Consider the following 19688-nt stretch of genomic DNA (forward strand, 5'->3'; position numbering starts at 1 on the left):
GGGTTGAAACGATATGAAGAGTTGGCGGAAGAAGTCGGCGCCATGATCAGCACGCAGCTGTTGCTGCCAGGCGATAAATTACCGTCCGTGCGCCAGCAGCATGCGCGCAGGGGCGTGAGCCCGTCGACGGTGTTCCAGGCGTATTACTTGCTCGAGGCGCGCGGCATGATCGTCTCGCGTCCCCGCTCCGGCTACTACGTGGCGCCGCAGCGCGCCGCGCTGGCGCCCGAGCCGGACAGTTCGCATCCGCTGGCCGCCAGTACCACGGTCGACGTCAGCGACCTGGTGTTCGAGGTGCTGGGCGCCGTGGGCGCGCGCGATATCGTGCCGTTCGGCTCGGCGTTTCCCAGCCCGCTTCTGTTCCCCATGGAACGGCTGGCGCGGGCCGTGTCGGCCAGCATGCGCCGCCTCGACCCGTGGAGCACCGTCACGGATTTATCCTTGGGCAATGCCGAGCTGCGCCGCCAGATCGCCTTGCGCTACCAGCTCGACGGCGTGCCCGTTTCCAGCGAGGACATCGTCATCACGAATGGCGCGCTGGAAGCGCTGAACCTGTGCCTGCAAGCCGTCACGCGGCCCGGCGACACGGTGCTGATCGAGTCGCCCAGCTTCTATGCGTGTCTGCAGGCGCTGCAGCGGCTGGAACTCAAGGCCGTGGAAATTGCCACCAGCCCGCGCGACGGCGTCGACCTGGCCGCGCTGGAAGAGTTGCTGCAGCGCCACCAGCCCAAGGCGTGCTGGCTGATGACGAGTTTCCAGAATCCGCTGGGCAGCCTGATGCCGCCGGAAAAGAAGCGCGCGCTGGTCGAACTGCTGGCGCGCCATGGCGTGCCGCTGATCGAGGATGACGTGTATGGCGAGCTGTACTTTGGCAAGCAGCGCCCCGGCCTGACGAAAAGCCACGACAGCGCGGGCTTGGTGATGCATTGCAGCTCGTTTTCCAAGACCCTGGCGCCCGGCTTTCGCCTGGGCTGGGCCGTGGCGGGCCGTTATGCGCGCCAGGTCGAGCGCCTGAAGCTGACGACCAGCCTGTCGGCACCGATACCGCTGCAGATGGCGCTGGCCGATTACCTGGCGCAGGGCGGCTACGACCGCCATTTGCGCCAGCTGCGGCTGACCCTGGCGGCGCAGCAAAACACCATGCTGCAAGCCATCGCCGTGCATTTTCCGCCTGGCACGCGGGTAACGCGGCCGCAGGGCGGTTATTTCGTCTGGGTGGAGATGCCTGCCGGTATCGATGCGCTGGCCTTGCACCGCAGCGCGCTGGCGGCCGGCATCAGCATCGCACCCGGCCCCATCTTTTCCGCCACGCGCGCGTTTCGCCACTGCATCCGCCTCAATTACGGCCACCCGTGGAGTCTGCAACTGGAAGAGGCGATTGCCACGCTGGGGCGGCTGGCGCAGGCGGCAACAAGCGGTACATGAAAAAAAGTCCCTTGCGGTAGCACATGTTTCATTCCAAAAAGAAATATTGCTGTTATATTGAAGTATCTATAACTAATGATGGGAATGATAATGGATAACACGCAGCCGGAAGTGGGTCGTACGCAAGATACGACGATCGCCATCCTGTCCCACGTTGGCGGCCTGTTCACCAGCTGGGTGGCGCCGCTGATCATTTACTTGATCAAGAAAGATGACGCGGATAAATTCTCGGCCGAGAACGCCCGCGAAGCGCTCAATTTCCAGATCACCCTGATCATCTGGTATTTCGTCTGCTTCATTCTGTCGTTCGTGCTGATCGGCCTGTTCCTGTTCTGGATCGTGGCGCTGGCCAACCTGGTGTGCTCGATCGTGGCGGCCGTCAAGGCCAGCAATGGCATCACTTACCGCTATCCGCTGACTTTGCGCCTCGTCAAATAAGGCTGCGCCGGTCGCCGGGTTTCAGCCCGGGCGGCCGGGTAGTATGAGGAATGAAGCAAAGTCGGGCGTCACCGCGCTGGTGACGCCTGTTTCATGCGACCACAGCACGACCACCGGCTCGCCCGATGGCCCCGCGTGCGCATAGTCAAAACAATAGTAATCGCCCGTGCCGAACTGGGCGAAGGGCAGCAGGCTGGCGGCATCGTTGCCGCCATCTACGTTTTCCAGCCATTCCTGCCAGCCCGTGTTGTAGTGGCGCTCGATTGATTCCCACGTCTTGCGCGCATTGGCCGCGTCGTACACGGGAAATACGTTCAAGGCGCCCAGCGCGCGGCCATTGTTCTCCAATAACCATTTTACGTAGGACGCGGGCAGCGCTCGCCCCAGCGCCTGTTCGGCGGCGGCGATCGCCTCAAGCGTGGTGCCGATGGACTTGCTCTTGCTCATGTTGCGGGAAGGTGCCGGTTTCAGGCGGGTGCGGACGGCGCGGCCGGCGGTGTGCTGGCGCGCGGGGCTTTTTGCGGCGTGACTTTACCGCCTTCGGCGATCCAGCGGCGGTACACGCGCAGGGCCACTTGGGCATCGTCGGCCGCGTACAGTATCTGCTTTTCCGTCAGGCGCGAGGTGGCCCAGTTGGTGGTGGAGATCTTTTTTGATTTCTGCAGGTGCAGGCCGAAGAACTTGGCCACGGCCGTCTTCGCGCCCAGGTCGTTGCGCTGGCCGCCGCGCAGGGCGACGGACAGGTCAAGCACTTGGGCCGGCGCGATGCCCAGCTTGTTGCGCAGGCGCTTGACGTCGTCGGACAGGCCAAAGCCCACCTTCAGGGTGGTGGTCGATTCGAGGATGGCTTTGAGTTCGGCCAGGGCCGGCGCCGGCGTGCTGCCCACCTGGAACAGGTAGGCGATGTCGTCGGTGGCCAGCTGGATCAAATGCGGTCCCGTGGAGGACTCGCCCTTGACGAACGTCGGCTTCGATTCCGTATCGAAGCCGATGGCGTCCGCTGCCAGCAGGGCGGCCATGGCCGCTTTTGCATCGTCGCTGGTGCGTACCAGCTTGACGTGCTCGAGGGCGATGCCTTGATACGGGGGCAGTGGCGGTGCGGCAGCTGTGTCCATGAAACCGGATCAGCCTTTGCGCGAGAATTTCGCGGTCAGCTGATTCAGTTTTTCCAGGCGCAAGCGGTTCGCTTCTTCGGCGGCGGCCGCGTCGCGCTCGGCTTTCTTGCGCTCGGCTTCCTTCTTGAAGCGCTGCTGCAATACTTGCGTGGCGTGGTCGCGGTGGGTTTGCGTCACTTCCGCGCCGGCTGTGCCATCGAGGTCGTAGCGTACCTTGGCTTTTTCCATCACGCGCAGGTAGCGCAGCGAACCCGTGTGGATGCCCAGCGCCGTGCGCATCAGCTTGCGGTCCAGGTCCGGCAGGCGCGCCAGGATCTGCTTGTCGATACCGATCGACAAGGGCAGGCAATCGCGGAATGGCGGGAATTGCTCCTGGAACTGCTTCAACAGGGCGCGTGCGGTCAGGCCGGCAGGCGCCGGCGTGGTCGCTGCGGCCGGTGCCGCCGCTGGGGCTGCATCGACTGGCGTGTCAGGAGTGGTGGCTTGCTGGTCTGGCGTGGAGCTGGTCATCGACATCATTGGTTGGGCTATAAAAGGGGAGCATAGCACGCGCCACAGGCAAGTGCATTGTCTTTTTTGGCAACTTGACCTGCGATAAGCGGCTTCGCACTACAGCGGACGCAGCGCGAAATACGGGAAATGTGTATAATGTCGGCTTGCGCTGATGACTGGACCCCGTTTTTGACGGTCTGGCTCAGGTGTGCAGGGGATAGGAGCAGTGCGGTACAGGACCCCAATTATTAGTATTTTTGATATCGGATATTCCTCTTATCAATTATCCAGATAACTGGCCTTCGTGCATAATCTTGCTCTCCGCTGTGTCTTCACTGAACAACAATAGATTCAAGCCCGTTCTGGTACGGGCTTTTTTTCATTCCGCAATGTACATCGCTTATTTATCTGACCCGGCTTCGGCCCCGCCGCTCCGCATGACGGATGCGCGGGCTTTGAACGTCCTGATAGACAGGCGCCGCTGCCGTTAACACGGTAGCCGCAACAATACGCTCCATCGAGTCCGGTTTCGCAGGCTTAGGTGGAATCATTCACTTCGCGCCGACACCATCTGGTCTCGCATTAAGAGATATCTCATGAAGAATACGCCAAAAACTTTAACGTTGTCCGCCAAGGCGCCACGCCCAGCCGCGGCACCACTTGCCGTACCCAAAACGACTTTATCTTACTTCATCGATAATGCGCAAGCGAATCCGGAAGCCACCGTCACGACGGCGCCGACCGTCGTCACCGTGGTGAAGAAAAGCCGCTCGCGCCTGGCCGCCGTGCCACCGGCCGATGCGGCAGCGGAAGCGGCCGTCAGCGCGCCGGCCGCCGAGGCCGTTGCCGACGTGACCGAGGCCGCTGAAGCCGCACCGGCCAAGACGCCAAGCGTGAAGATCGCCCCTGGCGCCAAGGCTGCGGCCGCGCCGCGCAAGGTCAGCGAAAGCGCCGCCACGAATAAGGTGGTGACGGCAGCCCGTTCGAAAGTCGTGCGCGCCAAGCCTGAAGCGGCGCCCGTGACCATCATCACCGGCGCGCAAGTGGTCAGCAAGACCACGGACGCCGATGCCCTGGCCGCCATCGATACGTCGAATTACTTCCTGCCAACCGTCAAGGTGCCGGGCCGCCGTGGCCGCAAGCCTAGCGAATTCACGCCGGAAAACGATGAAGTGGCAGCACTGAACGCCGTCGAACGCGCCGAACTGAAGGCTGTGTCGAAAGCGCGCGACCGCAAGGCCAAGGGCGGCCTGGCCGATGCACTGGGCGATCCGGAAGCATCGGCAGCGGATCTGGAACGCCGCCGCAAGCAGATCACGGGCTTGATCAACATGGGCAAGGAACGCGGTTTCCTCACCTATGCCGAGATCAATGACCAATTGCCGGAAAACATCATCGATCCGGAAGCGATCGAAGGCATCATCGCCACCTTCAACGACATGGGTATCGCCGTCTACGAGCGCGCCCCTGACGCGGAAAGCCTGTTGTTGACTGACAACGTCGCCACCGTCACCAGCGACGATGAAGTGGAAGCGGCCGCCGCGACCGCCTTGTCGACCGTCGACTCCGACTTCGGCCGCACCACCGACCCCGTGCGCATGTACATGCGTGAAATGGGCGCCGTGGCGCTGTTGACGCGCGAAGGCGAGATCGAGATCGCCAAGCGCATCGAAGGCGGCCTGAAAGACATGATCCAGGCCATTTCCGCCTGCCCGACCACGATCGGCGAAATCGTTGCACTGTCGCAAAAAATCGCACGCGACGAAATCAAGGTCGATGAAGTGGTCGACGGCTTTGTCGATTTGAACGAAAGCAATGCCCCGGCGCCAGCCGCTGCCGCCGCGCCTGCCGCCGCCAGCGGTGACGACGAGGAAGAGGAAGAAGAAGCCGAAGAAGAAGACGGCGACGCCAATGGCGGCGCGGCCGGTTTCTCCAGCGAGCAATTGGCCCAGCTGAAAAAGAATGCGTTGGAGAAATTCAACGTCATTTCGACGCAGTACGACAAGATGCGCAAGGCGCCAGAGGGTTACAACTCGAAAGCCTACATCAAGGCGCAGGAAGCCATTTCGCAGGAATTGCTGGGCATCCGCTTCACGGCCAAGGTCGTGGAAAAGCTGTGCGACACCCTGCGCGGCCAGATGGAAGAAGTGCGCCACATCGAGCGCGCCGTGCTGGAACTGTGCGTGAACAAATGCGGCATGCCGCGCGCCCACTTCATCAAGGTGTTCCCGGGCAATGAATGCGACCTGGAATGGGTCGACCGCGAAGTTGATTGCAAGTATCCGTACAGCGCCATCCTCAGCCGCAACGTACCTGCCGTCAAGGAACTGCAAAAGAAGATGATCGACCTGCAAGCCCGCGTGGCCCTGCCGCTGGCTGACTTGCGCAAGATCAACAAGCAGATGGCTGCCGGCGAAAAGCGTGCCCGTCACGCGAAACGCGAAATGACGGTCGCCAACTTGCGCCTGGTCATTTCGATCGCCAAGAAATACATCAACCGCGGCTTGCAATTCCTCGATCTGATCCAGGAAGGCAACATCGGTCTGCTGAAGGCCGTGGATAAATTCGAATACCGCCGCGGCTACAAGTTCTCGACCTACGCCACCTGGTGGATCCGCCAGGCCATCACGCGTTCGATCGCCGACATGGCCCGCACCATCCGCGTGCCGGTGCACATGATCGAAACGATCAACAAGATGAACCGCATCTCGCGCCAGATCATGCAGGAAACGGGCAGCGAGCCGGACCTGGCGACCCTGGCCGTCAAGATGGAGATGCCGGAAAACAAGGTGCGCGAAATCATGAAGATCGCGAAAGAACCGATTTCCATGGAAACGCCGATGGGCGAAGATGGCGATTCGCAACTGGGCGACTTCATCGAAGACAACACAACGCTGGCGCCGCTGGATGCCGCGCTGCACGCATCGATGCGCAACGTGATCAAGGAAGTGCTCGATTCCCTGACGCCGCGCGAAGCGAAAGTGCTGCGCATGCGTTACGGCGTGGAAATGTCGAACGACCACACCTTGGAAGAAGTGGGCAAGCAGTTCGACGTGACGCGCGAGCGCATCCGCCAGATCGAAGCGAAAGCCATGAGCAAGCTGCGCCAGCCTTCGCGTTCGGACAAGCTGAAAACGTTCTTGACGCAAAACTAAGTGGTCACAAAAAAAGAGGCGCAAGCCTCTTTTTTTTCGTCCATCCCCAGCGTTGGCTTACATGAAATACGTGCGCTGGCCTTGCAGACCGGTGCGGAAGTGGCGCCGCGCGCGGTACAGTGCCGCGCCGCAGGCGGCGGCGATGACGGTCATGAAGAACCAGTCCAGCGGGTTGCGGCGCGGGGGCGCCGGCGACGCTTGCGACGGCACGGCGAAGGCCTGGAATTTATGCCCCGTGTAGACGGCGCCCACCACCAGCCCGGCGTCCGTGATCTTGTTGGTCAGGTACAGGCCGTCGTCGCGGCGGCGCACCGTCATCACGCCTTCCTTGTAGACAAAGGTCATCGGTTCATAGCCGTTGATGTTGACGCTGCCGACCACGTGTCCGGCAGCGTTGACCGCCGTGGCGTAGCTGTCGCCCTGGCCGATCATGGCGCCCAGGTCGAGCATGCGCTTGCCGTCCCAGGCAAACGCGTGCCAGCGGCGCTTTTCCGTTTCCGAGGCGCCCACGATCAGGCCCGCGTCATTGATGGCGGTGGCTGAGCTGATGCGTCCGCCGGGCAGGGTGCCGATTTCCTGCATGCCCGGGCCGGGCCGGTAGACGAAGGCGCGGCGGTAGCCGTCGCCGCGCTGGGCCGTGCCCACCACCACGCCATGGCTGTTCAGGCCGCTGGCATAGCTGCTGGCGCCGCCCAGGGTGCCCAGGTCTTGCAGGCTGTGGTCGGCTTGCGTCACAAAGGCGTGGAAATCGCCGCCGCTCGTATCGGCATAGCCGGCCACCTGGCCGCCGCGCGCGATGGCCGTGGCATAGCTGCTGGTGCCGCCCAGGGTGCCCAGGTCGCGCATGCCGCCCGCCGCGTCGTAGCGGAAGGCGTGCCAGGCGCCGCTGGCCGTCTGCGCCGAACCGACCACCACGCCATGGATATTGATGGCCTTGGTAAAACCTTCATCGCCGCCCAGGGTGCCCAGCTCGCGGATACGGCCATGCTGGTACGTCACGGCGCGGCGCCGTCCTTCTTCTTCCATGATGATGCCGGCCACCAGGCCGGCCGGGTTCAGGTCGGACGCGATGCTGCCGTTGCCATCTCTTTCACCAAAGCCCCGTTCGGCATAGATGGTGGCGCTGGCGGTGGAGACGGCGGCCAGCAGGCACAGGCCGAGCAGTGGAGCGGGGAAGCGGGAGAACCGTGGCAGCATGATAGTTTCCTCAAAGAAAAAACTTACTATACTTTTTTATGTTCAAAATTGATACTCAATTTGCTACTGTTTTTACTAATCTTTGTATTTCGTCATTCTCGGCCGGCGCGCCTTTCCTGGGTTGCGGCAAGTGGATGGCCAGCACCGTGCCCTGGCCGGCCTGGCTGTCGATGCGCAGTTCGCCGCCCAGGGCATGGACACGTTCGCGTATGCTTTTCAGGCCGAAGGCGGCCCGCTTGCCGTGGTCGCCCGGCTGCATGCCGATGCCGTTGTCGCTGATGCGCAGCACGATGGCGTCCGTATCCTGCGCCAGCGCCACTTCCACTTCGCTGGCCTGGGCGTGGCGCACGATGTTCGACAGCGATTCCTGCAGCACGCGGAAGATGGCCGACGTCTGGCGCTGGTCCAGGCCCAGGTCGGGCGCCTCGCTGTCGAGCGAGAGCCGGTAGCGGATGGCGCCGCGGCCCTCCATCTGGCGGATCAGCCATTCTGCCGCCGGGCCCAGTCCCAGCTCGAGGGTACTGGGATGCAAGTCATTGATGATGGTGCGCACGGAGCGGATGGTGGCGTCGATGGTGTCGAGCACGCGCTGCGCGTGGCGGTGCAGGCGCAGGTGGGCCTTGGCCGTGCGCGCGTGCAGCAGCGACACATCGATGCGCAGCACCATCAGGTTCTGGCCCAGGTCGTCATGAATGTCGAGCGCGATGCGCCGCCGCTCCTCTTCCTTGATGGTTTGCTGGTGGTCGGTCAGTTCGCGCAGCTGGGCCAGGGTGCGCTCCAGGTTTTCCTCGTTGCGCTTGCTGTCGGTGATGTCGATGGCCATGGCGATGATCATCTGCGGCCGGCCGTCGGCGTCAAACACGGGTTTCTTGTGCGTCTGCACCAGGCGGTTTTCCTGCAACTGCGCGTTCCATACCAATTCTTCGCGGATCACCACCTTGCGGCTGGCAAACGCTTCCTGGTCCGCCGCGTGGAAGCCCATGTTCTGTTCCTTTGGGAAATGCTGCAGGTCGCGTCCCTCGGCGATGTCCTGCTGGCGCACGCCCCATTGCTGTTCGCAGGCCTGGTTCATCAGCACGATGCGCGAATCGGCATCCTTGAGGAACAGCGACAGGGGCATCATGGAAATGATGTCCTGCAGCCGCTCTTCACTGCGCGCCAGGGCTGCTTCCGTTTGCGCGCGCATGGCGATTTCCGCGGACAGCTGGATATTCACGTCGAGCAGCTGGGCCGTGCGCAGGGCCACGCGGTTTTCCAGCTCCGTATGGGCCACGCTCAATGCGTGTTCGGCCCGCTTTTGTTCCGTGATGTCGCTGGCCAGCACGAGCGCGCCCGTCAGGGTACCCAGCTGGTCGTACAGGCAGCGGCCGCTGATCATGGCCCAGCGTTCCGAGCCGTCGCCGTGCCGGTATTGCAGCTCTCCCATGCAGCTGCGCTCCTGCTCGCGCATCAGCGGGCACAGGCGCAGCAAGGTCGCTTCGTCGTGAAATTCGCTCATCTTGTGGCCCAGCAGCTTTTCCGCCGGGATACCCAGCATGTCGCACAGGCGCTGGTTGATATGCAATATCGTGCCTTGCGCGTCCGTTTGCCACATGCCGTCCTGCGCCGTCTCGCTCAGGTCGCGGTAGCGCATGACGCTGGCGTCGAGCTGCAGTCGCGTGTTGGCCACGTGGGCGCGCAGCTTGCGCATCAGCCACATGGCTGTGCTGGCGGACGTCGCCAGCAGCAGCGACAGCCAGACATGTTCCCAGAAGTCGAGCTCCTGCCAGGCCGCGCCCGCCAGCCAGCCCAGCATGATCAGGATGAGGGCGGCACATGCCGCACTCAGCGTTTCAATCGACCATTTGCTCATCCGCGTTCCTGGCGTCATGGTTGGCCGCTGCCGTGCGCCTGGCGCCGGAGAGGGGGAGTGTCAGCCGCCAGTGTAATACCAAATGTTGTTTTCTTGAGAATATTTTTCCATTGGGAAAGCAAAAGGCCGGCCCTTGCGGTGCCGGCCCCTGCCTGCCGATGGCAGTTTGACGTGATCAGCCCGTGTTGCGCAGGCCTGCCGCGACGCCGTTGATCGACAGCTGGATACCGCGGTGCACCCGTTCATCCACTTTACTGGCACTGGACAGCGCGCGGTTGCGCTTGATCAATTCCACCTGCAAATGGTTCAGCGGGTCGAGATAGGCGAAGCGGTTCTGGATCGAGCGGGCCAGCAGCGGATTGCCCGCCAGGCGTTCGGTATTGCCGGTGATCAGCTCCAGGCAGCGCAAGGTGTTGCCATGCTCGTCCGTAATGCGCTTGTAGATGCGTTCGCGCAAGTCCTGGTCCGCCACCAGTTCCGCATAGCGCGAGGCGATCGCCAAGTCCGTCTTGGCCAGCACCATGTCCATGTTCGACAGCAGGGTGGCAAAGAATGGCCATTCGGCATGCATGGCGCGCAAGGTGGCGATCTTGTCGTCCTTCGCGGCGCCGTCGGCCTGGTTGATCCAGGCCTCGATGGCGCTGCCGAAGCCGAACCAGCCCGGCAGCAGCAAGCGGCACTGGCCCCAGGAAAAGCCCCAGGGAATGGCGCGCAAGTCTTCGATGCGCTGGTTGGCCTTGCGCGAGGCGGGACGGGAGCCGAGGTTCAGTTCGGCGATTTCCGCAATCGGCGTGGCCGAGAAGAAATACTCCGTAAAGCCCGGCGTTTCATACACGAGGTGGCGGTAGGCGTGATAGGCGAGGTCCGACAGTTCCGCCATCACGGCTTCGAACTGTGCCAGCTGGCTGTTGCGGGCCGGATTGGCTTCCTGCGGCGCCAGGCTCGCTTCCAGGGTGGCGGCGACCAGCAATTCCAGGTTGCGCCGGCCGATTTCCGCGTTGGAAAACTTCGACGCGATGATCTCGCCCTGTTCCGTCAAACGGATCTGGCCGTTGACGGTGCCCGGCGGCTGGGCCAGGATGGCTTCGTAGCTGGGTCCGCCGCCACGACCCACCGTGCCGCCGCGGCCATGGAACAGGCGCAGCTTGACGCCGGCCTTTTGAAAGTCGGACACGAGCGCCAGTTCCGCCTTGTACAGTTCCCAGTTCGACGTAAGGAAACCGCCATCCTTGTTCGAGTCGGAATAGCCGAGCATGACCTCCTGCAACTGCCCCTGCTTGGCGATCAGCTGTTTGACCAGTGGCAAGGCCATGACCTGGCTCATGATGCCGGCCGCGCGCTGCAGGTCGGGGATCGTCTCGAACAGGGGGATGACCATCAGCTCGCACGTGCTGTCGCCGTCGCCGTCGCCTCCCGCTTTCCAGTCGGTGCGCAGCAAGCCCGTTTCCTTTTGCAGCAGCAATACTTCCAGCAAGTCGGACACGGTTTCCGTGTGCGAGATGATGTAGTTGCGGATGGCCCGCGCACCGTAGCGCTGGCGGATGTCGCGCGCCGTGCGCAGGATCGCCAGCTCGGAATCCGTTTCCGTGGCGTAGGCGATGTAGGGCGAGTACAGCAAACGCGGCTGGGCCAGTTCGTTCAGCAGCAGCGCTTGCTTGTCTTCTTCGGACAGGGCCGTGTAATCGGCGGCCACGCCGCTTTTCGCGAACAGGTCGGCCAGCACGCGCTCGTGCACGTCCGAGGTCTGGCGCATGTCGAGCGACGCCAGGTGGAAGCCGAAGATGTCGGCCGCGCGCGCCAGGGTCGCCAGGCGGGGGCGCACGAGGGCCGCACCGTGGTGCGATTCGAGCGAGGCGACGATGGTGCGCAAGTCGGCCACAAACGCGGCCGCGTCAGGGTAGGCGGCGGCCGCGCCCACTTCCTTGCGCAGGATGTTGGTGGCGCCCAGCGCGCGGGCCGTGGCGGCCAGGCGCGCATAGATGCCGATCAGGGCGCGGCGGTACGGTTCGTCGCTGCGGTGCGGCGAAGCGTCCGGCGACTGGTCGGCCAGCGCCTGCAGTTCGGCGCTCACGCCCACCATCAGGGTCGAGACGGACAATTCCGCGCCCAGCGCGTGCACTTCGTCGAGGTAAAAGTCGAGGATGGTGGTGGCGTGGCGCGCCAGTGCGTGCTGCATGGTGCCCGCGTTGACGTTCGGGTTGCCGTCGCGGTCGCCGCCGATCCAGCTGCCCATCTGCACGTAGGCGGCGTTGATCGGCTCGATGGTGCCGTCGCCGTTCGGATACTCGGCGGCGATGTCTTCCTCGATGTCGTCATACAGGCCCGGCAGTTCGCGCAGGAAGGTGATGCGGTAGTAGGACAGGGCGTTTTCGATCTCGTCGGCCACCGTCAGCTTCGAATAGCGCAGCATGCGCGTCTGCCACAGGGTGGCCACGCGCGAGCGCAGCAACTGCATGTTGGCTTGCCGCTCTTTCGGCGTCTGCGGCAGGTCGCGCTCGGCCAGCAGGCGGGCGATGTCGTGCTCGGCATCGAGGATGCTCTTGCGCTGCACTTCCGTCGGGTGGGCCGTCAGCACGGGCGCGATCAGGGCGTCCTGGAAGAAGGTGTCGACGGTCTTGCGCGGCACGCCGGCCATGCGCAGTTTTTTCAGCGCGAAGCTGACGCTGCCCTTTTGCGCAGGGGAACCTGCCAGCAGGTGGGCGCGGCGGCGGCGGATGTGGTGCTGGTCTTCCGCGATGTTGGCCAGGTGCGAAAAGTAGGAAAAGGCGCGCACGACGGAAATCGTCTGTTCGCGGCTCAGTTCCTTGAGCATGGCGTCCAGTTCCAGGGCCGCGTCCGCGTCCGCTTCGCGGCGGAAGCGCACGGAAGTCTGGCGTATGGTTTCCACCACATTGAAGACGGCGTCGCCTTCCTGTTCCCGCAGCACGTCGCCCAGCAGGCGGCCCAGCAGGCGGATGTCTTCTTTCAGCGGCGCATCCTTGTCGGAGCCGGCCGCTGGAACTATTTCTGGTGCTACTGCGTCATTGAGCATAATAAAGAACCAAAGTAAGTGTAAAAGCAAGGGAATGTGGATCGCACCGGGCGTTTGGCCGCAGAGGGGAGGGGGCGCATGATAAAATTTGTGGTCTTCAACATGGACGCTAGCCTGACTTGGCCTTCTAGGCCAAGGGATAACGATTATAGCGACGCCGGCCACCATTCCGATACAAATTGATATCGGACGGGCGAATTGGCAACGATAATGACAACGACAGCCACAGCGAAAGAACTTGTTTTGAAAGCATCCGAATTGACCCCGAACGAATTGAATATTCCTGCCCGCCTGGTGATCGCCACGCGCGAGAGCCGTCTTGCCATGTGGCAAGCTGAACACGTGCGTGCGCGTCTGGCCGCCCTGTATCCGCAGTGTAGCGTTGAAATTCTCGGCATGACCACACGCGGCGACCAGATTCTGGACCGCGCCCTGTCCAAGGTAGGCGGCAAGGGCCTGTTCGTCAAGGAGCTGGAAGTGGCGATGGAAGAAGGCCGCGCCGACCTGGCCGTGCATTCGCTGAAAGACGTGCCGATGGAGTTGCCTGAAGGATTTGCCCTGGCCGCCATTCTCGAGCGCGAAGACCCGCGCGACGCGTTCGTGTCGAACGATTACGCCAGCCTGGCCGATCTGCCGCATGGCGCCGTCGTCGGCACCAGCAGCCTGCGCCGCCAGTCGCTGATCGCCGCCCGTTATCCGCACCTGACGATACTGCCCCTGCGCGGCAACCTCGATACGCGTTTGGGCAAGCTGGACCGTGGCGATTACGCCGCCATCATCCTGGCCGCCGCCGGCCTGAAACGCCTGGGACTCGAATCGCGCATCCGCGCCGTGCTGGCGCCGGAAGACAGCCTGCCTGCCGCCGGCCAGGGCGCCATGGCGATCGAGATCCGCAGCGGGCGTGCGGATGGCGCCGACCTGGTGCGCCTGCTGGCGCCGCTGAACCACGCGGCCACGGCGCAAGCCGTCACGGCCGAGCGCAAGGTGTCGAAGATTTTCGGCGGGAGCTGCCAGATTCCGCTGGCCGCGTTCGCCACCGTCGAGGGCGAGCAGATGCGTTTGCGCGCCATGGTCGCCACGCCGGACGGCGCGCGCATGGCCAGCGCCGACGTCAGTGGCCCGGCCGCGGCACCCGAACTGCTGGGCGAGCAAGTGGCCGAACTGCTGCGCGGGCAAGACGCCGCCGGCATCCTCGCCTCGTGCGCCGTCACGCCCGACAACCATGAAGGCCTGGCGCCGCATGCCTGACACCGTGGTGATCACGCGGCCCGCGCAACAAGCGGGGCCGCTGGCCGCCCACATCTCGGCGCTGGGCTTGCCCGTGCAACTGCTGCCGCTGCTGGAAATCCACGCGCTTGACGGCGAGGAAGAATGCGCGCACTTGCAGGCCGTGCTGGCGCGCCTGCGCGAGTTTGACCTGGTGGCCTTCGTTTCACCCAACGCCATCGACTGCATCTTTGCGCACTTGCCCGTCTGGCCGGCCGGCTTGCCGCTGGCCGTGGTGGGCGAGGGCAGCAAGATGGCCCTGGCCGCGCATGGCGTCACGGACGCCAACGCGGCCATCACCAGTCCGTTTGACACGGCGCGCAGCGATTCCGAACATCTGTTGCTGGCGCTGGACTTGCCGGCCCTGCGCGGCAAGCGCGTGCTGATCGTGCGCGGCGATGGCGGACGCGATTACCTGGCCGACGGCTTGCGCGCGGCCGGCGCCGAAGTCGAGTTCGTCACCGCCTACCGCCGCAAGGTGCCGACGCTGACGCCGGCCTTGCGGGCGACCCTGGAAAAGCTGTTGCAGCATAATAATGACTGGATCATCACCAGCTCGGAAGCGCTGCGCGGTTTGCTGGCGCTGCTGGGTGAAATGGATGTTGAAAAGACGGCTGTTGTGAAAATGCAACAGCAGCATCTGATCGTGCCGCACGCCCGCATTGCACAAACGGCGGCGGCCCTGGGTTTTGCCCGTGTCACCCTGACAGGATCAGGCGACGCAGGAGTGCTCGCCGCGTTACAATCACGACCATGAACGAAATGCCTACACTCTCCGAACCGAATGCAACGCCTGGCAGCGCCGTGAAGACGGCGCCGCAGGCGGCCGACCAACCTGCCGGCCGCGCGCCGACCTTGCTGGAACAGCTGCAAAAGCCCATGAGCATCGCCGTCATCGTGCTGGCCGTGCTGCTGGCTGCGCAAAGCTGGTCGTCCAGCAAGCAGATCCGCAACCTGCGCGAAGAAGTGGCCAAGCGCCTGCAAAAGGGCGATGTCAGCAACGCCGAAACGGGCGTGCTGGCGCGCAACGTGCAAGAAGGCACGAAAGAGCTGGAAATCAAGGTGGGCGCGCTGGAAAATCGCCAGAGCGAAACGCAAAGCCAGCAGCTGGCCCTGGAACAACTGTATAACGACTTGTCGAAGAATCGTGACGAGTGGGCGCTGACGGAAATCGAGCAAGTGCTGTCGACGGCCAGCCAGCAGCTGCAACTGGCCGGCAACGTGCCCGGCGCGCTGATCGCCCTGCAAAACGCGGACCGCAGCCTGTCGCGTTCCGACAAGCCGCAATTCATCACCATCCGCCGCGCCATCGGCCGCGACATGGAAAAACTCAAGGCCCTCCCTAGCGTCGATTCGACGGGCGTGGCCCTGCGCCTCGACGCCGTGATCGCCCAGGTCGATTCGCTGCCGATGCTGTCCGACGAAACGCCGGCCTTGCCGGCCGCGCCGGAAAAACCGGGCAAGGCCAAGCCCGTGCGCGACGCCGCCGGCAAGCTGGTGGGTCCGCCTGCGCCGGAACCGATGCTGCAAAAAGTACGCGACGGCTTCAATACCTGGAGCGGCGACATGTGGGCCGACGTGCGCCAGTTGATCCGCATCCGCCGCGTCGATACGCCAGAAGCGCTGATGCTGTCGCCGACGCAATCGTATTTCTTGCGTGAAAACGTCAAGCTGCGCCTGCTCAATGCCCGCATGGCCTTGTTGTCGCGCAATGAAACGGCTTTCCGTAACGACTTGATCGCTGCGCAGGATGCGCTGGCCAAGTATTTCGACACCCGCGCCAAGAGCACGCAGACGGCGCAAGCCCTGCTGCGCCAGGTGCAGGGCAGCAACCTGGCCATCGAAATGCCAACCTTGTCCGACAGCCTGACGGCTGTGCGCAACTACAAAGCGAAGTCCTGAGCCCATGCGTCTATTCCTCTGGTTACTCGCCCTGATGGCCGCGGCGATCGGTATCGCCGTGACGGCCCGTTTCAATCCCGGCAACGTGGTGCTGTTCTATCCGCCTTACCGCATCGACTTGTCGCTGAACTTCTTCCTGCTGCTGCAGGTCGTGCTGTTCGTGCTGCTGTACCTGCTGGTGCGCGCCGTGCGCGCCACCGTGCGCATGCCGGCGCAAGTGGCGGCCTACCGCCAGCGCAAGCGTGAGCGCGATGGCAACAAGGGCTTGCGCGAAGCCTTGAAAGCCCTGTTCGAAGGCCGTTTCGGTCATGCGGAAAAAGCCGCCTTGCGGGCCGCCGAGCTGGAAGAAAACGCCGGCCTGGCCGCGCTGATCGGCGCGCGCGCCGCGCACCGCATGCGCCAGTCCGAACGCCGCGACAGCTGGCTGTCCCGCGTCGAAGGCGACGCCAGCCTGAAGACGGCGCGCTTGATGACGGTGACGGAATTGCTGGTCGACGACCACCAGCCGGAAGCGGCCCTGGCCGCCGTGCGCGAACTCAATGCCAGCGGCACGCGCCATATCCACGCGCTGCAATGGTCGCTCAAGGCCGAGCAGCAGGCGAAGAACTGGCCGGAAGTGCTGCGCCTCGTGCGTTCGCTCGACAAGCACCGCGCCCTGCATCCGGCCCTGTCGTCGCGCCTGCGCGAACTGGCCTACGACCATTTGCTGTCCGACCAATCGCATGACGCCGAATCGCTGATGCGCGTGTGGTCCACCGTGCCCAGCAGCGACCGGGTCAAGCCGTATATCGCCTGCCGCGCCGCCACGGCCCTGAATGCGCGCGGTCTGCACGATGAAGCGCGCCTCGTGTGCGAAGAGTCGCTGGCCGCCGACTGGGACGAGCGCGTCGTGCGCGCCTACCGCGAAGCGGCGGCGCCAAGCGGCACGCCGGCCCTGCTGCTGCAGATTGAGCACTGCGAGCAATGGATGAAACAGCGTCCGCTGGATGCGGAACTGGCGCTGACTCTGGGCACCTTGTGCCTCAAGCAAAAACTGTGGGGCAAGGCCCAGCGTCACCTGGAGCAGGCTTTGTCGGATGCGAACGAGCCGCAAATGGTGCGCGACGCCCACCTGAAGCTGGCGCAGATGCACGACGCCTTGCAGCAGACGGAACAGGCTGCCGCCCATTACCGGCAGTGCGCGCTGGCGACCATCCTGTAGTTGTTTCTTCAGACGTAAAAAAGCCGTTCAGTGCAGACTGAACGGCTTTTTTTGCGCTGCTACTTTGCTACTTTACTTCTTCGGTACTGCTGCAGTGCCTTCCGGCAAGGCATATGCGACCAGGGTGTCGCTCATCTTCGTGCCCAGCGAACCGTGGCCGCCGGCCATGACGACGACGAACTGGCGTCCCGATTTGTTCGACACATAGCTCATCGGGGTGGCCTGGCCGCCGGCTGGCAAGCGGGCTTTCCAGATCACTTTGCCGTTGCTGACATCGTAGCCGCGGATGTAGTAGTCGAGCGTGCTGCTGAGGAAGGTCACGCCGCCACCCGTGGTGACCATGCCGCCCAGACTAGGGACGCCCAGTGGCAGCGGGATCGGCACGGGACCGCTGTCGCGCGTGGTGCCGTTCTTGTGCATCCACACTTTTTTCATCGTGCGCAGGTCGACGGCGGCCACATAGCCCCACGGCGGTGCCTGGCATGGGAAGCCCAGCGGCGACAGGAATGCCTTGATTTCCACGGCGAATGGTACGCCCGTCTGCGGCTGCAAGCCCATTTCGCCACCGGTGCCGCCCTTGGCCGTCGTTTCCGCGCGCGGTACGAGTTTTTCGAGGAAGCCCATGTAATCAGGGTTGACGATCAACAACTGGCGCACGGGATCGATGGCCGCGCCACCCCATTCAAAGATACCCAATGGGCCCGGGGAAATGACGGCGCCCTTGCCGGCAGTTTGCGGCGTGAACGGGCCTTCATAGCGGCGTTCCTTGAAGATGATGCGGCAGGCGAGCTGGTCGAACGGCGTCGTGCCCCACATGTCCGCTTCGCTGATATTGCGCTCAGGCAGGAACGTCAGGGCCGAGAACGGCTGCGTGGGCGACAGGGTGTCGCCAGCGGCAGGATTACTCGTCGGTACGGGTTTTTCCGGCGCCGGCACGACCAGGCTGCCATCGCGGCGGTCGATCACGTAGATGTCGCCGCGCTTGGTGGTGGCCACGACGGACGGCACTTTGCCTTTCGGCGTGTCGATGTCGACCAGGCTAGGCTGGCCGCCGATATCCATATCCCAGATATCGTGGTGCACGGTCTGGTAGACCCAGCGCACTTTACCCGTTGCCAAGTCCAGCGCGACGATGGCGCTGTTGAATTTCTCGCCATTCTTGTTGCGGTTGCCGCCCCAGGTATCGGGCGTTTCATTGCCCATCGGAATGTAGACCATGCCCAGCTTTTCATCGATGCTGGCCACGCCCCACGAGTTCGGCGAATTGTTGGTGTAGTTCTTGCCTTCAGGGAAGGGCGCCGTATCTTCCGGCGTGGCCGGGTCCCAGTTCCACATCAGCTTGCCGCTGACGGGATCGTAGCCGCGGATCACGCCCGACGGCTCTTCCGTCGAATGGTTGTCCGTCACGCTGGCGGCGATCACGGCCATTTTCTGCGACACGGCCGGCGGCGAGGTCGGCATCAGGAAACCGCGCTTGATCATGGCCATGTTTTTATACAGGTTGACGACGCCGTTGTTGCCAAAGCTCTTGCACGACTCGCCCGTATCGGCGTTGACGGCGATCATGGTGCCGTCCATGGTGGGCGCCAGGATGCGGCGCGGGCATTCCATGCCGGCAGCTTCCGGTGCTGGATTGTTCTTCGCGCGGCCCGCGTTCACGTCCCAGTACGCCACGCCGCGGCAGATCATGTGCTGGTAGCTGGCCGCATCGCGGTTGATCTTCGGATCGTGGCGCCAGATTTCCTTGCCCGTGTCCGGGTTCAGGGCGATGACGATATTGTGCGGCGTGCACAGGTACAGCATGTCATTGACCTTCAGCGGCGTGACTTCGTTGGCGATCTCGCCTGGGTCGTTCGGACCCTTGAAGTCGCCCGTATGATACGTCCAGGCTTCTTTCAAGCCGGAAATATTTGCCGGGGTGATTTGCGCGGCAGGGGCATAGCGGTCGCCATAGCCGGAGCGGCCATACGCGGACCAGTCATTGTGCTCGACGCCGTGCGCCAGGTCGCCCGTGGCGGTGGCGGCCATGTTTTCGGCCGGTACGTCGCCATGCAGGTCATGGTAGTCCTGGAACAGGGCGATGACACCGGCGATGACGGTCAGGGCCACGGCGGCGGAGAGCGCCGTCTTGCCCGCTTGACCCTGTTTCGCCGCGGCGGCAGCGGGTGGTGCCAGGCGGCGGCTGACGAAGGGCAACAACAACCAGACGGCGGCGGCAAACCAGATGTCCAGGCGCGGCAGCAGTTGCCACCAGTCGAACTTCACTTCAATGACGGACCAGATGAGGGTGGCGATCAGCAGCAGCGCCATGAACGGCTGCGCGCTGCGCTTGCCTTTGAAGACGAGCACGCCTGCGATCAGCATGCCTATGCCGGCCAGCAGGTAGTACCAAGAGCCGCCCAGAGAGGCCAGCCAGATGCCGCCGCCCAGCAGGGCGAGGCCAAACAGAATGAAAATAACGCCGGTGACCTTTAATAAAGGCCCGGGCCGGAAAGAGGGAATCATCATATTCCTTTTTGCAAGGATTTATCGGTGGCGCGTGGAAGCGCCATATTGAATCTAGCGCAGGCTTTGTTTGCAGAGTATGCGAAATTTTGGAAACACCAGAATGTGA

At 63.5% G+C, this 19688-nt stretch carries 14 protein-coding genes; 7 read left to right on the top strand and 7 right to left on the bottom strand.

Annotation, left to right across the window (positions count from 1 at the left end):
- Positions 1–3 precede the first annotated feature (3 nt).
- Together VM94_RS05200 and VM94_RS05205 are read left to right on the top strand one after the other, a co-directional pair.
- Positions 4–1425 (top strand): aminotransferase-like domain-containing protein, encoded by a 1422-nt coding sequence (locus VM94_RS05200; protein WP_046682482.1) that lies wholly within the window; start codon positions 4–6, stop codon positions 1423–1425.
- A 90-nt stretch (positions 1426–1515) separates the two neighbouring features.
- Positions 1516–1863, top strand: coding sequence for a DUF4870 domain-containing protein (locus VM94_RS05205; RefSeq protein ID WP_046682483.1), 348 nt, complete (start codon positions 1516–1518; stop codon positions 1861–1863).
- Positions 1864–1884: 21 nt separating this feature from the next.
- Here VM94_RS05205 and VM94_RS05210 read toward each other — a convergent pair whose 3' ends face one another.
- Genes VM94_RS05210 through VM94_RS05220 form a run of 3 tightly spaced genes read right to left on the bottom strand, consistent with a single transcriptional unit; the run spans position 1885 to position 3497 of the window.
- Positions 1885–2310, bottom strand: coding sequence for an SMI1/KNR4 family protein (locus VM94_RS05210; protein WP_046682484.1), 426 nt, complete (start codon positions 2308–2310; stop codon positions 1885–1887).
- 20 nt (positions 2311–2330) lie between these two features.
- A complete protein-coding gene (locus VM94_RS05215; RefSeq protein WP_046682485.1) occupies positions 2331–2978 on the bottom strand; it encodes a 3'-5' exonuclease in 648 nt (215 codons plus the stop codon).
- 9 nt (positions 2979–2987) lie between these two features.
- On the bottom strand, positions 2988–3497 hold the full coding sequence (locus tag VM94_RS05220) for a ProQ/FINO family protein (RefSeq protein WP_034758713.1): 510 nt from the start codon (positions 3495–3497) through the stop codon (positions 2988–2990).
- A gap of 569 nt (positions 3498–4066) precedes the next feature.
- Here VM94_RS05220 and rpoD point away from each other — a divergent pair.
- Complete coding sequence (gene rpoD, locus VM94_RS05225; RefSeq protein WP_046682486.1) at positions 4067–6625, top strand: RNA polymerase sigma factor RpoD; 2559 nt, start codon at positions 4067–4069, stop codon at positions 6623–6625.
- Positions 6626–6682: 57 nt separating this feature from the next.
- Here rpoD and VM94_RS05230 read toward each other — a convergent pair whose 3' ends face one another.
- From VM94_RS05230 to ppc, 3 genes are all read right to left on the bottom strand, one after another.
- A complete protein-coding gene (locus VM94_RS05230; RefSeq protein WP_046682487.1) occupies positions 6683–7822 on the bottom strand; it encodes a hypothetical protein in 1140 nt (379 codons plus the stop codon).
- A 55-nt stretch (positions 7823–7877) separates the two neighbouring features.
- Positions 7878–9674: a PAS domain-containing sensor histidine kinase gene (locus VM94_RS27135; protein ID WP_052755528.1), complete on the bottom strand. Its 1797-nt coding sequence runs from the start codon at positions 9672–9674 to the stop codon at positions 7878–7880.
- A 175-nt stretch (positions 9675–9849) separates the two neighbouring features.
- On the bottom strand, positions 9850–12705 hold the full coding sequence (gene ppc / locus VM94_RS05240) for a phosphoenolpyruvate carboxylase (protein WP_046682488.1): 2856 nt from the start codon (positions 12703–12705) through the stop codon (positions 9850–9852).
- A 243-nt stretch (positions 12706–12948) separates the two neighbouring features.
- Here ppc and hemC point away from each other — a divergent pair, with 243 nt between their 5' ends.
- Genes hemC through VM94_RS05260 form a run of 4 tightly spaced genes read left to right on the top strand, consistent with a single transcriptional unit; the run spans position 12949 to position 17074 of the window.
- Positions 12949–13953: a hydroxymethylbilane synthase gene (gene hemC, locus VM94_RS05245; RefSeq protein ID WP_082127566.1), complete on the top strand. Its 1005-nt coding sequence runs from the start codon at positions 12949–12951 to the stop codon at positions 13951–13953.
- Entirely contained in the window at positions 13946–14728 is a 783-nt protein-coding gene (locus VM94_RS05250) for a uroporphyrinogen-III synthase (RefSeq protein WP_046682541.1), read from the top strand. Before hemC ends, VM94_RS05250 begins: the two co-directional genes overlap by 8 nt.
- Complete coding sequence (locus VM94_RS05255) at positions 14725–15873, top strand: uroporphyrinogen-III C-methyltransferase (protein WP_046682489.1); 1149 nt, start codon at positions 14725–14727, stop codon at positions 15871–15873. Before VM94_RS05250 ends, VM94_RS05255 begins: the two co-directional genes overlap by 4 nt.
- A 4-nt stretch (positions 15874–15877) precedes the next feature.
- Positions 15878–17074 (top strand): heme biosynthesis protein HemY, encoded by a 1197-nt coding sequence (locus tag VM94_RS05260; protein WP_046682490.1) that lies wholly within the window; start codon positions 15878–15880, stop codon positions 17072–17074.
- Between the two features lie 72 nt (positions 17075–17146).
- On the opposite strand, the gene VM94_RS05265 is transcribed toward VM94_RS05260, so the two are convergent.
- Positions 17147–19582 (bottom strand): membrane-bound PQQ-dependent dehydrogenase, glucose/quinate/shikimate family, encoded by a 2436-nt coding sequence (locus VM94_RS05265; RefSeq protein ID WP_046682491.1) that lies wholly within the window; start codon positions 19580–19582, stop codon positions 17147–17149.
- Positions 19583–19688: the final 106 nt, after the last annotated feature.

Origin of the sequence: Janthinobacterium sp. KBS0711 (assembly GCF_000988085.1) — a bacterium.
Classification (GTDB): domain Bacteria; phylum Pseudomonadota; class Gammaproteobacteria; order Burkholderiales; family Burkholderiaceae_D; genus Janthinobacterium; species Janthinobacterium lividum_E.

Bases quoted from the DNA above. Each gene is read 5' to 3' on its own strand.
- VM94_RS05205 (WP_046682483.1), top strand. From the start codon at position 1,516: ATGGATAACACGCAGCCGGAAGTGGGTCGTACGCAAGATACGACGATC.
- VM94_RS05210 (WP_046682484.1), bottom strand. From the start codon at position 2,310: ATGAGCAAGAGCAAGTCCATCGGCACCACGCTTGAGGCGATCGCCGCC.
- VM94_RS05215 (WP_046682485.1), bottom strand. From the start codon at position 2,978: ATGGACACAGCTGCCGCACCGCCACTGCCCCCGTATCAAGGCATCGCC.
- VM94_RS05220 (WP_034758713.1), bottom strand. From the start codon at position 3,497: ATGATGTCGATGACCAGCTCCACGCCAGACCAGCAAGCCACCACTCCT.
- rpoD (WP_046682486.1), top strand. From the start codon at position 4,067: ATGAAGAATACGCCAAAAACTTTAACGTTGTCCGCCAAGGCGCCACGC.
- VM94_RS05230 (WP_046682487.1), bottom strand. From the start codon at position 7,822: ATGCTGCCACGGTTCTCCCGCTTCCCCGCTCCACTGCTCGGCCTGTGC.
- VM94_RS27135 (WP_052755528.1), bottom strand. From the start codon at position 9,674: ATGAGCAAATGGTCGATTGAAACGCTGAGTGCGGCATGTGCCGCCCTC.
- ppc (WP_046682488.1), bottom strand. From the start codon at position 12,705: ATGCTCAATGACGCAGTAGCACCAGAAATAGTTCCAGCGGCCGGCTCC.
- VM94_RS05250 (WP_046682541.1), top strand. From the start codon at position 13,946: ATGCCTGACACCGTGGTGATCACGCGGCCCGCGCAACAAGCGGGGCCG.
- VM94_RS05255 (WP_046682489.1), top strand. From the start codon at position 14,725: ATGAACGAAATGCCTACACTCTCCGAACCGAATGCAACGCCTGGCAGC.
- VM94_RS05260 (WP_046682490.1), top strand. From the start codon at position 15,878: ATGCGTCTATTCCTCTGGTTACTCGCCCTGATGGCCGCGGCGATCGGT.
- VM94_RS05265 (WP_046682491.1), bottom strand. From the start codon at position 19,582: ATGATGATTCCCTCTTTCCGGCCCGGGCCTTTATTAAAGGTCACCGGC.